The organism is Streptomyces calvus (assembly GCF_006782915.1).
Taxonomy (GTDB): Bacteria; Actinomycetota; Actinomycetes; order Streptomycetales; family Streptomycetaceae; genus Streptomyces; species Streptomyces calvus.
In genome coordinates this window covers 578,029-591,809 of sequence record NZ_VCNP01000056.1, presented here as the reverse complement: position 1 = coordinate 591,809, position 13,781 = coordinate 578,029, and the positions used below count along the sequence as shown (strand labels likewise).

Genomic DNA, 13,781 nt, shown 5'->3' with positions numbered 1-13,781 from the left:
GGTCCCGGCCTCGTCCCTGGGGCTCGCGGGTTCGGCGCCGCCCGGGTGACGCGGAGGATACCGAGGGCGGCCGGGGCAGCCGTGCCGTCCCGGCGGTCGTGTGCCGTCCCGGCGGTCGTGTGCCGTCCCGGCAGTCGTGTGCCGTCCCGGCGGTCGTGTGCCGTCCGGCACGGCGACGGCCGGAGCCGCCGCTCCGACCGCCGCGGCGGCGACGCCGACCTTGCGCACCGTCGGCACCGTCGAGATGTGGGTCGGCTCAGGACTCCTTCCACACGAGCACGGTGAGGACCGCGCTGTCGACGGTGACCGGGACGTCGGCGAGGTTCAGCAACCGGATGCGCATGTTGCGGCCGGAGGCGAGCCGCTTGGTCACCGGCACCACGGCGAAGGAGTCGCCCTCGGAGCCGTGGATCTCGTGGATCGGGTGGTCCGCGCGGTGCTCGGAGCCCTCGTACTCGCTCATCCTCACCTGCACCACGGCGCCGGCCGGCAGTCCGTCGATACGCAGGCTGACCGATCCGGTGAAGCGGCAGGCGCCGCGCGCCCACACGGTGCCGTCGGTCGCGTGGTCGCCGGTCTCGTCCGTCCACTCCCTCGTGAACTCGAGCGAATCCCAGGCGCCCGGGTTGAGGGTGAACGCTCGGGCGGTGCCGAGATTGACGTACTGGGGCATGGGGTCGTCCTCCTGGTCGTCCCGGTTCCATCCGGCGGGGTGGGTGAGGCGTTCGGCGACGCGGGCCCGCATCGACGCCATGGTGAAGCCGCGCGGGTCGACTTTGCCGGGCTGCCACTCCAGGTGCCCGATCACGGACCGCTCGTTCCAGTCGTGCACGCGGCACACGGCGGCGGCCGCGCGCTCGATCGCGTCCAACTGCGCTGACGGCCAGGGGTCTTCGCCGTCGCCGAGGTTCTCGCACTCGAAGCCGTAGAAGTGCCGGTTGCCGTCGGTGTTCGACTCGTTGTCCGCCGGCAGGGCCTGCTCGGCGATGACGGCGCGCAGTACGTCGTCGTCGCCCAGGCCCGCGTGGTTCGCGCGGCCGTAGCCCACGAGGTGGACCCGGCCGTCCTTGGTGATGACTCCGTGGCACAGCGGGCCCGGCAGGCTCGCGTAACCGGTGCGGCAGATCTCCACGGTGCGGGCGCTGCCCTGGGTGACCGTGTGGTGGATCATGACGCCGTGCACCGGCCCCCAGGGGCCCTTGTGGTTGCGGTTGTGGTGGCGCCAGTCGCCGACCTCGACGACGTCCAGGCCCTCGGCGCGCAGGGCGGCCAGGAATGCGGTCGCGGTTGCCGGTGATGCCATCACACACGCTCCGGCCGGGACCGGGTGCCGGGTTCGCTGCACCGGTGGCGGGACGCCGTCCACGGCGGCGGCTCCTGGCCGTCCGCGGGCACGCGCAGGTCGACAGTGTCGGTCGGGTTCGCCGGGAGCGTCTGCGTGACGGTCCCCGGGTGGCGGTCGCTCTCCCGTTCGTGGTTGCGGCTGGGGCCGGACTGCACGCGCCGGTGGGTGGTGCGGCGGGTGTCGTCCTCGGTCGGGCGGTGGGGGACGCTGCGGCCCGGGGCGGGCGCCATGGCGGCCTCCTTCCTTCTCGGACGGTGCGGATGGCGGGCTCGGAATGTGCGTACGTGATGCGCCTGGGTGCCTCGTCGTCGTGGCGGACCCTGCCCTCGAGCGGCACGCCGTGCGGGACGGGGACGGAGGGGCGGCCGGTGGTCGACGGCTGTGGTGCCGGGGGCGCCGAGGGGGTCCCGGACGCATGGGTCGCGCGGTTCGTCGTACGAGAACGCGGTGGCCGTGTCGTACGACTCCACTGCCATGTCGGGGCTCCCTGTCGACGACGGTCTGTGTGGCGGCCGGGACAGTGGCGTGCACCGACACCGAGCGCGGCCGTGTGGTGGGGCCGACGGACAGGGTCACGTCCTCCGCACCGGACCCGAACCATGCCCACCGTCGCTGTCGTTATGCCCACGGGACGCCGGCCAACCGCATACCGCGGACGATTCGTTCCGCGGCCGGGCCTGCCGGAGCGGGATGCGACCGGACGAGGGGACGAGGCCGGCACGCGCCTGTGCGGGGAGCGGCGTGGTCGGTGCGGGGCCGGGCGCATCGGGTGTCGCGACCCGCTGTGTGGACGCCGGCTGTGCCGCCCGTCCGTGTGGTCCTCCCCGGTGGTCCGGATCATTCGCCGCGGACCGGGGTACCCGGTGCCCGCGTCCACCGGCCGTCCGCCGGGCGGCGCGGCGACCGACAGGCACCACAAAATCCCGGGAGAGACCGTGACCGAGCAGCAGAACCCCGCCGAGCGGCATCCGACGCCCGACTTCCCGGCGCAGGACCAGCCGCATCCCGGGTGGACCGGGCCCATGGACCCACCGCCGGACCACGGCGAGGACACCTACCGGGGCAGCGGCCGGCTGGCGGACCGCAAGGCACTGATCACCGGCGGTGACTCCGGGATCGGCCGGGCGGTGGCGCTGGCCTTCGCGCGGGAGGGCGCGGACGTGCTCTTCACGCACCTGGACAGCGAGAAGGACGAGGCGGCGGAGACCGCCCGGTGGGTGGAGGAGGCGGGCCGGCGGGCCGTTGCCGTCGAGTGCGACGTGCGGGAGGAGGACAACTGCCGGGCGCTGGTCGACCGCGCGGTCGCGGAGTTCGGCCGGATCGACATCCTGGTGAACAACGCGGCGTACCAGATGTCGCAGCCGGACGGGATCGAGGCGATCTCGACCGAGCAGTTCGACCGGGTGATGCGCACCAACCTGTACGGCATGTTCTGGCTGTGCAAGCTGGCCCTGCCGCACATGCCGGAGGGCGGCAGCATCATCAACTCGGCGTCCGTGCAGGCGTACAAGCCGAGCCCGCACCTGCTGGACTACGCGACCACGAAGGGTGCCATCGTCACCTTCACCCAGGGGCTGGCGCAGATGCTGATCGGGCGGGGCATCCGGGTCAACGCCGTGGCGCCGGGCCCGGTGTGGACGCCGTTGATCCCGGCGACGCTGCCGGACACCACGGAGTTCGGCAAGCAGGCGCCCATCGGACGTCCGGCGCAGCCGGCCGAGATGGCTCCGGCGTACGTCTTCCTCGCCTCGCAGGAGGCGTCGTACATCACCGCCGAGATCGTCAACGCGACGGGCGGGACTCCGCTGCCGTAGTCCGGCGCGGGGACTCCGCTGCCGTAGTCCGGCGCGGGCAGGCTGCAGGCCGTGCGGCAGACTGCTTGCATGGACACTGCCTCGTTCGTGGGAATCCTGGAGAAGGAGGGCCAGTTGCTGGCGGACGCCGCGCAGGTGGCCGGGCCGGACGCGGTGGTCCCGGCCTGCCCGGGGTGGCGGACCCGGGACCTGCTCCGGCACACCGGCGTGGTGCACCGCTGGGCCGCGGCCTTCGTCGCGGACCGGCACACCGCGCCCCGTCCGATGGATCCGCATCCCGAGCTGGACGGGCCCGACCTCGTGGCCTGGTACCGCGACAGCCACCGCCGGCTGGTGGACACGCTGGCCGGTGCGGCGCCCGACGTGGAGTGCTTCACCTTCCTGCCCGGGCCGCCCTCCGCGCTCGCGTTCTGGGCCCGCCGGCAGGCCCACGAGACGACCGTCCACCGGTACGACGCGGAGTCGGCGCGCGGCGGCAGCCCGGCCCCGGTGACCGTGGAGTTCGCGGTGGACGGCGTGGACGAACTGCTGCGCGGCTTCCACGCGCGGCCGAAGAGCCGGGTGCGCACCGCGTCGCCGCGGGTCCTGCGGGTGCGGGCGACGGACGCGGACGCGGACGCGGACGCGGTGTGGACCGTACGGCTGTCGCAGGAGCCGCCGGTGACCGTGCGGGACGCGGACGGGGACGCGGAGTGCGAACTGGCCGGTCCGGCGGAGGAGTTGTACCTCGCGCTGTGGAACCGGCGGCCGCTTCCGGCGGTGTCGGGCGATGCGGAACTGGCCGCGTTGTGGCGGGACACCTCCGCCGTGGTGTGAGGCCCCGCCGGCCGCCGGTCAGCCGTCGGCGAGCATCCGGGCCAGCACCGCGCGCTGCACCGGCAGCATCTCGCCGTGCAGCGCGCGCCCCTTCCCCGTGAGCGAGACGCGCACGCCCCTGCGGTCCTCCGGGCACATTCCGCGCTCGACGAGTCCTTCCTTCTCCAGCCGTGCGATCAGCCGGGACAGCGCGCTCTGGCTGAGGTGGACGGACTCGGAGATCTCCTGGACGCGGTAGGAGCAGCCGCCCGAGCCGGTCCCTTCGGCGAGGATGTCGAGGACTTCGAAGTCGCTGGCGCACAGGCCGTGTCCGTGCAGGGCGCGGTCGATCTCGCACTGGGTGCGCGCGTGCAGCGCGCGCACTGCCCGCCACCGGTCCACGAGCGCCTGTTCGGCCTGCTTCGCCGCCATGGGCGCACGGTAGCACTCGGTGCGCCGCCGTCGTCGAGGACGTGACGGCCGGCGGCGGGGCCGTGCTCGCGGCTGTGCTGTTCGCGGTGCGGACGGCGGCCGTGCCGGTGCGTCCGCCGACGGACGGCTCAGCCCAGCCAGCCCGGCCGCACCAGCCCCGACTCGTAGGCGAGCACGACGAGTTGGGCCCGGTCGCGGGCGCCCAGCTTCACCATGGTGCGGCTGACGTGGGTCTTGGCCGTGAGCGGGCTGACGACGAGCCGACGGGCGATCTCCTCGTTGGACAGGCCGATGCCGACCAGCGCCATGACCTCCCGCTCCCGCTCGGTGAGCCCGGCCAGCGCACCGGCCGCGGCCGGTTCCTTGGAACGCGCGGCGAACTCGGCGATCAGCCGCCGGGTCACCCCGGGCGAGAGCAGCGCGTCGCCTTCCACCACCGCCCGTACCGCGCGCAGCAGTTCGTCGGGCTCGGTGTCCTTGACCAGGAAGCCCGAGGCCCCCGAGCGGATCGCCTCGAAGACGTACTCGTCCAGTTCGAAGGTGGTGAGCATGACCACCTTCACGTCGCCCAGTTCCGCGTTCCCGGTGACCCGGCGGGTCGCGGCCAGGCCGTCGAGACCGGGCATGCGGATGTCCATCAGCACCACGTCGGGGCGGAGTTCGCCGACGAGGCGCACGGCCTCCTCGCCGTCGGACGCCTCGCCCGCCACCTCGATGTCCGGCTGCGCGTCCAGCAGCGCGCGGAACCCTGCGCGGACCAGTGACTGGTCGTCGGCGAGCAGTACGCGGATCACCGGTCCTCCTTGACCTCGAGCGGCAGTACGGCGAGCACCCGGAACCCGCCGTCGGGGCGCGGACCCGCCTCGATGGTGCCATCCAGCGCGGCGGCGCGCTCCCGCATCCCGGCGAGCCCGTTGCCGCTGCCTCCCGCGTCGGCTCCGGTGGCGGGCCCGTCGTCGTCGATGCGCAGCCGCAGCCGGCCCCCGGTCCGCTCGATGCGCACGCGCGCCTCACGGGAACCGGAGTGCCGTACGACGTTGGTGAGGGCCTCCTGCACGATGCGGAAGGCGGCCAGGTCGGCGCCCGGCGGCAGGTGCGGGGCCTCGCCCTCGACCGTCACCGTGAGTCCGGCGCCGGCGGCCTGCTCCACCAGTTCCGGCAGCCGGTCCAGGCCGGGTGCCGGGGAGCGCGGAGCGGCGCCGGGCGCGCGGAGCGTGTCGAGCACCTGGCGGACCTCGCCGAGGGCTTCCTTGCTCTTGGCCTTGATGGTGGTGAGCGCGGTGCGCGCCTGTTCCGGGTCGTTGTCGAGGAGGGCGAGTCCGACGCCCGCCTGCACGTTGATGACGGAGATGCTGTGGGCGAGCACGTCGTGCAGTTCGCGGGCGATCCGCAGCCGCTCCTCGTCGGCGCGCCGGCGCGCGGCCTGGGCCCGCTCGGCGCGTTCCCGGGCCCACTGCTCGTGGCGGGCGCGGGCCAGTTCCGACACGGCCACGAGCGCCACCGCCCAGGCGGCGGTCACCAGTTCCTGGTTCCACGAGGCGGCCCGGTCACCTGACGGCGGCAGCCAGCGGTAGAGCAGGTGGGCGAGGAGCATGTGCCCCGCCCAGAGCGTTCCCACCGCCGTCCAGGCGGCACGCCGGTGACCCGAGACGACGGCGTTGAAGCAGGCCACGGCGACGACGAGGAACAGCGGCCCGTACGGGTATCCGGCGCCCAGGTACAGCAGGACGGCGGCGACCGTGCCGAACACCACGGGCACCGGGTGCCGTTTGCGCCACAGCAGCATCGCGCCCGACGCGAGCAGCAGTGCCCGTGCGAACGGGTCGAGGGCGATCCGTTCGCCCGCCTGGCCCTCCTGTGCGAAGTGGGAGCCGATCAGCACGAACGCCGTGAGCAGCGCGGTGGACCGCCAGGGCCATCGGGGGCGGTGCTCCTCGCCGTGCTCGCCGTCGCCGTCGTGGGCGTCGGCGGGCTCGTCGGCGGGGCGGGCCCATCCGGGTGGGCCGTACCGCCACCACCGGGGCGGTTGCCCGTGCCGCCACCACCGCGGCGGGCCGTCGCCGGGTCCACGCTGCTCGTCCATGTCCGCCACGCTAGACGCCGGACGCCCCGGGCGACGTCACCCGGACGTGGTGACCGCGCGTACTCCCGCGGAAGTACGTCCGTCAGCGGCGCCCCCGGCCGCAGCGGCCGGCCGCGCGCCGGCCCGACCGCGACCGAGCGGGACCGGACGGGGTCGGCCGGGGTCGGACGGGGTCGGCTGGGACCGGACGGGATCGGCCAGGGTCGGACGGGATCAGCCAGGGTCGGCCGGGACCGGACGGGATCGGCCGGTCCTGCGGCGGGCGGTCAGGAGCCGGTTTCCTCCGGCGCGTCGGCGGGACGCCGGTCCAGCGCCATCAGCGCACGGTGGGCCAGCGGGTGGGTGCGGACCAGCTCACCGAGCGTGGTCGAGCCGCGGGTGATGTCCCGGAAGGCGTTCCAGGCCGGGCGGAAACCGGTGAGCACCGCGTGGAACACCCCGGGGCGCCGCTCGAACGCCGCCAGCATGCGCTTGCCGACGCTCATCTCCACGCCGAGGCCCGCCTTGACGGCGAAGGCGTAGTTCAGTGCCTGCCGGCGGGTGTCCACCGCGTCGTGCGCCTCGGCGATGCGCACCGCCCACTCCCCCGCCAGCCGGCCCGAGCGCAGCGCGAAGGAGATGCCCTCACGGGTCCACGGCTCCAGCAGCCCGGCCGCGTCCCCGCACACCAGCACCCGGCCGCGCGACAGCGGCGAGTCGTCGGCGCGGCAGCGGGTCAGGTGGCCGGAGGAGATGCTCGGTTCGAACCCGGCGAGGCCGAGCCGCCCGATGAAGTCCTCCAAGTACCGCTTGGTGGCGGCGCCTTCGCCGCGCCGCGAGATCACGCCGACGGTGAGGGTGTCGCCCTTGGGGAAGACCCAGCCGTAACTGCCGGGCATCGGGCCCCAGTCGATGAGCACCCGCCCCTTCCAGTCCTCGGCGACCGTCTCCGGCACCGGGATCTCCGCCTCCAGGCCCAGGTCGACCTGGTCGACCTTGACCCCGACGTGCGCGCCTATCCGGCCCGCGCTGCCGTCCGCGCCGACCACGGCCCGCGCCAGCACCGTCTCGCCGCCCTGGAGGACCAGGGCGACCGTGCGCCGGTCCGGGACCGCCGAGCCGTGCTGCTCCACCCGCTGCACGGCGACGCCGGTGCGCAGTTCGGCGCCCGCCTTCTGCGCGTGCTCCACCAGCTGCTGGTCGAACTCGGGCCGGTTGACCAGCCCGAACATCATCTGCCGGGAACGGCGGGTGCGGCTGAAGCGGCCGTTGTGGGAGAAGGTCACCGCGTGCACCCGGTCCTTGAGCGGAAGCTCGAAGCCGGGCGGCAGCGCGTCGCGCGAGGGACCGATGATGCCGCCGCCGCAGGTTTTGTAGCGTGGCAGCTCCGCCTTCTCCAGCAACAGCACGCGCCGCCCCGCGACCGCCGCCGCGTAGGCGGCCGAAGCCCCCGCGGGTCCCGCGCCCACCACGACGACGTCCCACACCTGTCGCACGTCGTCCGCCGAAGAGTTCTCGCTGCTCACGATGGTCTACTGCTCCCGATCCAGCCGCCTGCCGCTGATGTCCCCCCGCATCCTACGGCGGCGGTTGCCGTGGACCCCTGTGGGAGGATCGGCGGCGTGAGTGCCTCGTACACGGGTCCTCACGCGCACCGCACGAACATCTCGTACAAAGAAGTACGCAGAAGGACAACGTCGCACCCACAAGGAGCGTGCCCATGTCGTCGAATCCGGTCGCCGCGACCGTCGCCTCGCTGATGCCCAGGGCGAAGGAGGAGCTCACCGAGCTGGTGGCCTTCAAGTCGGTGGCGGACTTCGACCAGTTCCCGCGCGAGGAGAGCGAGGGCGCCGCGCGCTGGATCGCGGACGCGCTCACCGCCGAGGGCTTCGAGGACGTGGCCCTGCTCGACACACCGGACGGCACGCAGTCGGTGTACGGCCATCTCCCGGGCCCGGAGGGTGCGAAGACGGTGCTGCTGTACGCCCACTACGACGTGCAGCCGCCGCTGGACGAGGCCGGCTGGGCGACGCCGCCCTTCAAGCTGACCGAGCGGGACGGCCGCTGGTACGGGCGCGGCTCGGCCGACTGCAAGGGCGGCGTGGTGATGCATCTGCTGGCGCTGCGCGCGCTGAAGGCCAACGGCGGCGTCCCGGTGCACGTCAAGATGATCGTGGAGGGCTCGGAGGAGCAGGGCACGGGCGGTCTGGAGCGGTACGCCGAGGACCACCCGGAGCTGCTCCAGGCCGACACGATCGTGATCGGCGACGCGGGCAACTTCCGCGTCGGCCTGCCGACGGTCACCTCGACGCTGCGCGGCATGACGCTGGTGCGGGTGCGCGTCGACACCCTGGAGGGCAATCTGCACTCCGGTCAGTTCGGCGGGGCCGCACCCGACGCGCTGGCGGCGCTCGTCCGGGTCCTGGACTCGCTGCGCGCCGAGGACGGCTCCACCACCGTCGACGGGCTGACCGTCGACAGCGCCTGGGACGGGCTGCAGTACGACGAGGAGCAGTTCCGCAAGGACGCCAAGGTGCTCGACGGTGTGCAGCTGATCGGGTCCGGCACCGTCGCGGACCGCATCTGGGCGCGCCCGGCGGTCACCGTGCTCGGCATCGACTGCCCGCCGGTGGTCGGCGCCACGCCGTCGGTGCAGGCGGGCGCCCGCGCGCTGATCAGCCTGCGGGTGCCGCCGGGCGTGGACGCCGCCGAGGCGACCAGGCTGCTCCGGGCGCACCTGGAGTCCCGCACGCCGTGGGGCGCCCGGGTGAGCACCGAGCAGATCGGTCAGGGCCAGGCGTTCCGCGCGGACACCACCAGCCCCGCCTACCGGGCCATGGCCGAGGCGATGGCGGTCGCCTACCCGGGCCAGGAGATGCAGTACGCCGGTCAGGGCGGCTCGATCCCGCTGTGCAACACGCTGGCCTCGCTCTATCCGAAGGCGGAGATCCTGCTCATCGGGCTGAGCGAGCCGGAGGCGCAGATCCACGCGGTGAACGAGAGCGTCTCCCCCGAGGAGCTGGAGCGGCTGTCGGTCGCGGAGGCGCTGTTCCTGCGCAACTACGCGTCCGGCGCGAACTGACCGTCACGCGGCGGGTCGCTCTGCCCTCGGCAGAGCGGGCGTCCACGGGCGGGGGTGCGGCCCTACGGTCGGGCCATGGACGTCATCGAACTGCTCCCCCGTCTGCACCTGCTGCGCTTCCCGGTCGGCCAGGCCTACCTGTGGCGCGACGGCCGCGCCGGGACCGACAGCGGGCTGACGCTGATCGACGCGGGCCCCGCGGGTTCCGGCACGCCGATCGCCGAGGCCCTGGCCGCTCTCGGCCACCGTCCGCGGGACGTACGCCGCGTCGTCCTCACGCACTTCCACGAGGACCACGCGGGCGGCGCCGCCGAGGTGGCCGCGCTCACCGGGGCGGAGGTGCTGGCCCACCGGCTGGACGCGCCGCATGTGCGCGGTGAGGTGCCCGGTCCGCAGCCGGTGTTCGAGGACTGGGAGCGCCCGCTGCACGAGCGGGCGGTGCGTCTGCTGCCGCCGCCGGACTTCGGGCACCCCGCCGAGGTCACCGAGCTGGCCGACGGCGACGTCCTCGACGTCGGCGGCGGAGCGCACGTGGTGCACGTCCCGGGACACACGCACGGCAGCATCGCGCTCCATCTGCCCCGGCACGGCGTGCTGTTCACCGGGGACACGGTGGCCGCCTCGCCGGTGGACGGCACCGTGATGCCGGGCGTGTTCAACCTCGACCGGCGCCAGGTCCTCAGCGCCTGCCGCCGGCTGGCCGCGCTCGACGCGGACGTGGCCTGTTTCGGTCACGGCGACCCGGTGACCACGGGTGCGGGCCGGGCCATGCGCGCGGCCGCGGAGGCTGCGCTACGAGCCGAGGGGGACGGGACGACGGGACACTGACCGACGGGACGACGGGACGACGGGACGACGGGACGGCATCACGGCGGATCGCCGACCGGTGCGCACCGGTCCGGTACACGCCGGTCCGGTACACGCCGCCCCGGTCCACCCGGCCGGCGTTGCGGCCCCCGCGGGCCCCGCACTTCGGCCCCACGGGTCCCCGCAGTCACGCGCTCTCGGTCCTCGTCGGGCCCCGTACTCCCGCCTCACCCGGGCCCATCCGGCTCGGTCCGCCCACTCTCGGGCGGTGCCTCACCCGACGGGCACTCCGGCCTCCAGGTACATCGCCTTGCCGCGCTCCCGTGCCCGGAGCGCCCTGCGCAGGCGTTCGTAGCGGACGGGCGGCAACAGGTCGGCGGCCTCGGCCTCGGACGCGAAGCGCCAGCCGCGCAGTTCGGGACCGGGCAGCAGCAGGCGTTGGGCCTCCGCGGAGTCGAGCCGGCCGCCGTCGAAGAGCAGCCGCAGACCGCCGAAGCCGGGCGGCGCGGGCGGTTCCCAGTCGACGACGAGCAGCGCGGGCACGTCGGCGAGGCGGATGCCGGTCTCCTCGGCGACCTCGCGCATGCCCGCACGCGCGGGGGCCTCACCGCGTTCCACGATCCCGCCGGGGAACTCCCAGCCGGCCTTGTAGGTCGGGTCGACCAGCAGCACCCGGTCCTGCTCGTCGAAGAGGAGCACACCGGCCGCGACCGTCTCTGCGGTGGGCTCGGGCGTCTGCACGATGTCGCAGGCGGGCGCCTGTCCGCTGCCGACCGCCTCGGCGATCCGCAGGGCGGCGGCGTAGGGGGTGAGCGCTCCGGTGTCGATCGGGTAGGCGTCGGCGGTGAGCCACGAGGCGAGCGCCGTTTTGTACGGCTCGATCTGGTCGTACGACCACTGCCGGACGCGTATCTCGCCGTCGGGGAGGTCGGCCGGGACCTCCCGGCCGGCTATTCGCTCCCGCAGGATCGTTTCCGCCGGTGCCAGGAGGACATGTCTGACCGGAATCCGGCGGGCGGCGAGGCCACCGAAGATCTCGTCGCGGTGTTCCTGGCGCAGCAGTGTCATGGGGACCACGAGGGTCCCGCCCAGTTCGGCGAGCATCGCGGCCGCCGTGTCGATCACCAGTCGTCGCCAGATCGGGAGGTCCTGGAAGTCGCCGACCTCGGCGAGGCGCTTGGGCGGAAGCAGGCGCTCCAGTGCTCCGCCGATGACCTCGGGGTCGAAGAGTGTGCTGTTCGGGATCAGCTCGATCAGTTCGCGCGCGGTGGTGGTCTTTCCCGCACCGAACGCGCCGTTGATCCAGACGATCACGGTTCCCCCTCTTCTGTTGGCCCCCTGTGGCTTGCCCGCTCCACCCTGCCACGGAAACCAGATCATGTTGAGAACGCATGAGAGCGGCGCCGGAGCCCTCCGGTCGAGGGCTCCGGCGCCGCGTGGCTCCGTGCGGGGGCGCGTCAGTCCCGGTCGTCCCGGTCGACGTCCAGGTCCAGGGTGTTGTCCTCGGCGACCGTCCGGTCGAGGGTGTCCAGGGTGTCGTCGACGCTGACACCGCCGATGCTCTCACCGACGGCGTGGGACGGGGTGATCGCCGCGACGACGAAACCGGTGGCGAGGGAGGCGATGGCGAGCATGCTGCGCTTCTTCATGCCCGGCTCAACTGCCGAACCGGCCGCGGGGTCACGCACACGTTCCGGAAACCGCCCGGCAGCGGGCGACGGTGCGGCACCCGCATACGTGTCCCCGGCGGCATACGGCCGTGCGGCGCCCGCACATGTGCCCCGGCAGCGGGCAACGCTGTGACTCCGACATGTGCCCCGACGGCGGGCGTCGGTGTGGCACCCACACATGTGCCCCGACGGCGGGCGGCGGTGTGCACCCGCACATGCGCGCCCCGGCGGCAGGCGACCGTGCGGCACCCACACATGTGCCCCAGCAGCGGGCGACGGTGTGGCACCCACATGTGCCCCGACGGCGGGCGACGCTGCGGCGCCCACATACGTGTCCCAGTAACAGGCAGCAGGCAGCAGGCAGCAGGCAGCAGGCAGCAGTGTGGCACCCATACATGTGCTCCATCAGCGGGCGACGGTGTAACTCCCACATGTGCCCGACAACGGGCGACGCTGCGGCCCCCGCATACGTGTCCCGGTAGCAGGCGACGGTGTGGCACCCACACATGTGCTCCAGCAGCAGGCGACGGTGGCGCCCACATGTGCCCCGGTGTCGTCGTCGAGGACGGGCCGGGCACCAGCGGCACGTCGCAGTGCCCGGCTGCCGCTCACACTCCGGCGACCGCCGGGTCCTCGCTGCGGGCCAGCGCTGCCGCGGCGGCGCCCACGAGGCCCGCGTCGGTGCCCATCTGCGCCGGTGCCACCGCCAGACGCCGGACGAAGGAGAGGGTGGCGTACTCGGTCAGCGCGCGGCGCAGCGGGGCGAAGAGGACCTCGCCGGCCTTGCCCACGCCGCCGCCGATCACGGCGATGTCGATCTCGACGAGGGTCGCGGTGGCCGCGATGCCGGCGGCCAGTGCCCTCGCCGCCCGTTCGAAGGACGCCACGGCCACCGGGTCCCCGGCACGGGCCGCGGCGGCCACCGCGGCGGCGGAGGTGTCGCCGTCGGGGCCGGGCCGCCAGCCGTTGTCCAGGGCCCGCCGGGCGATGTTGGGGCCGCTGGCGATGCGCTCCACGCAGCCGCGGGTTCCGCACGGGCACCGGTCGCCGTCGAGGTCCACGCTGATGTGGCCGATGTGACCGGCGTTGCCGGTGGGGCCGGGGTGGAGCCTGCCGCCGAGGACGAGACCGCCGCCGACGCCGGTCGAGACGACCATGCACAGCGCGTTGTCGTGGCCGCGGGCGGCGCCCTGCCAGTGTTCGGCGGCCGTGATGGCGACACCGTCGCCGATGAGTTCGACGGGCAGTCCGCCGGTCGCGGCGCGGACCCGGGCGACGAGCGGGTAGTCGCGCCAGCCGGGCACGTTCACCGGGCTCACGGTGCCCGCGGAGGCGTCCACGGGTCCGGCGCTGCCGATGCCCACCGCGCCGACCCGCTGCCACAGCGGGGAGGCGGAGAGCGCACCGAGCACCGCGTCGACCGCGCCCATCACGGTGTCGCCGTCCTCCTGGGCCGGGGTCGGCCGCTGGGCACGGTCCAGGATTCGGCCCTGGCGGTCCACCAGGGCGCCGGCGATCTTGGTGCCTCCGATGTCCAGCGCGGCCACGAGGTCGGTGTGCATCTGTGTCGGATCTCCCCGTCAAGCATCTGAAAAACGCCGAGAACGACCATGCGCGACCAGGAGGCAACACATGGGGCGCGACCACGGCCCGATCGAGCGCAGATGTGCAGGCCGGAGTGCGCGTGGGACAGTGTCCCCCGGCCTGACAACGTTGTCCAGGCTCTATGCTCGACGCCACATCCTCATACAACCCCATGGACCTTCACAGTCCC

General features: G+C 73.9%; 13 protein-coding genes. 4 read left to right on the top strand and 9 right to left on the bottom strand.

Going from position 1 to position 13,781, the window contains the following annotated elements:
- Window positions 1–256: 256 nt before the first annotated feature.
- Window positions 257–1,303 (bottom strand): N-acetylmuramoyl-L-alanine amidase, encoded by a 1,047-nt coding sequence (locus tag FGW31_RS31000; protein WP_142196861.1) that lies wholly within the window; start codon window positions 1,301–1,303, stop codon window positions 257–259.
- A complete protein-coding gene (locus FGW31_RS30995) occupies window positions 1,303–1,575 on the bottom strand; it encodes a hypothetical protein (protein WP_142196860.1) in 273 nt (90 codons plus the stop codon). Before FGW31_RS30995 ends, FGW31_RS31000 begins: the two co-directional genes overlap by 1 nt.
- A gap of 705 nt (window positions 1,576–2,280) precedes the next feature.
- On the opposite strand from FGW31_RS30995, the gene FGW31_RS30990 reads away from it, so the two are divergent.
- Together FGW31_RS30990 and FGW31_RS30985 are read left to right on the top strand one after the other, a co-directional pair.
- Complete coding sequence (locus tag FGW31_RS30990) at window positions 2,281–3,159, top strand: SDR family oxidoreductase (RefSeq protein WP_142196859.1); 879 nt, start codon at window positions 2,281–2,283, stop codon at window positions 3,157–3,159.
- A gap of 69 nt (window positions 3,160–3,228) precedes the next feature.
- Window positions 3,229–3,975, top strand: a complete 747-nt coding sequence (locus FGW31_RS30985; RefSeq protein ID WP_142196858.1) for a maleylpyruvate isomerase family mycothiol-dependent enzyme — start codon at window positions 3,229–3,231, stop codon at window positions 3,973–3,975.
- 18 nt (window positions 3,976–3,993) lie between these two features.
- Here the strand turns inward: FGW31_RS30985 and FGW31_RS30980 are convergent, their stop codons facing one another.
- The 4 genes from FGW31_RS30980 to FGW31_RS30965 all read right to left on the bottom strand — a co-directional run bounded on the left by FGW31_RS30980 (window position 3,994) and on the right by FGW31_RS30965 (window position 7,974).
- Window positions 3,994–4,386 (bottom strand): MarR family winged helix-turn-helix transcriptional regulator, encoded by a 393-nt coding sequence (locus FGW31_RS30980; protein WP_142196857.1) that lies wholly within the window; start codon window positions 4,384–4,386, stop codon window positions 3,994–3,996.
- A 128-nt stretch (window positions 4,387–4,514) separates the two neighbouring features.
- The gene (locus FGW31_RS30975) at window positions 4,515–5,180 is read right to left on the bottom strand and encodes a response regulator transcription factor (RefSeq protein ID WP_142196856.1); all 666 of its coding nucleotides are present in this window, start codon (window positions 5,178–5,180) and stop codon (window positions 4,515–4,517) included.
- The gene (locus FGW31_RS30970) at window positions 5,177–6,478 is read right to left on the bottom strand and encodes a sensor histidine kinase (RefSeq protein WP_373303356.1); all 1,302 of its coding nucleotides are present in this window, start codon (window positions 6,476–6,478) and stop codon (window positions 5,177–5,179) included. The genes FGW31_RS30975 and FGW31_RS30970 overlap by 4 nt, the downstream gene beginning before the upstream one ends.
- Before the next feature lie 257 nt (window positions 6,479–6,735).
- Window positions 6,736–7,974 carry a geranylgeranyl reductase family protein gene (locus FGW31_RS30965; protein ID WP_142196854.1) on the bottom strand — a complete coding sequence of 413 codons (1,239 nt, stop codon included), beginning with the start codon at window positions 7,972–7,974 and terminating at the stop codon, window positions 6,736–6,738.
- A 194-nt stretch (window positions 7,975–8,168) separates the two neighbouring features.
- Between FGW31_RS30965 and FGW31_RS30960 the strand changes: the two genes are divergently transcribed.
- Together FGW31_RS30960 and FGW31_RS30955 are read left to right on the top strand one after the other, a co-directional pair.
- On the top strand, window positions 8,169–9,530 hold the full coding sequence (locus tag FGW31_RS30960; protein WP_142196853.1) for a dipeptidase: 1,362 nt from the start codon (window positions 8,169–8,171) through the stop codon (window positions 9,528–9,530).
- Between the two features lie 75 nt (window positions 9,531–9,605).
- Window positions 9,606–10,358 (top strand): MBL fold metallo-hydrolase, encoded by a 753-nt coding sequence (locus tag FGW31_RS30955; protein ID WP_142196852.1) that lies wholly within the window; start codon window positions 9,606–9,608, stop codon window positions 10,356–10,358.
- A gap of 252 nt (window positions 10,359–10,610) precedes the next feature.
- Here the strand turns inward: FGW31_RS30955 and FGW31_RS30950 are convergent, their stop codons facing one another.
- The 3 genes from FGW31_RS30950 to FGW31_RS30940 form a co-directional block, all read right to left on the bottom strand.
- Window positions 10,611–11,651 carry an NUDIX hydrolase gene (locus FGW31_RS30950; protein WP_142196851.1) on the bottom strand — a complete coding sequence of 347 codons (1,041 nt, stop codon included), beginning with the start codon at window positions 11,649–11,651 and terminating at the stop codon, window positions 10,611–10,613.
- A 143-nt stretch (window positions 11,652–11,794) separates the two neighbouring features.
- A complete protein-coding gene (locus tag FGW31_RS30945) occupies window positions 11,795–11,986 on the bottom strand; it encodes a hypothetical protein (RefSeq protein ID WP_142196850.1) in 192 nt (63 codons plus the stop codon).
- Between the two features lie 629 nt (window positions 11,987–12,615).
- A complete protein-coding gene (locus tag FGW31_RS30940) occupies window positions 12,616–13,569 on the bottom strand; it encodes an ROK family protein (protein WP_142196849.1) in 954 nt (317 codons plus the stop codon).
- Window positions 13,570–13,781 lie beyond the last annotated feature (212 nt).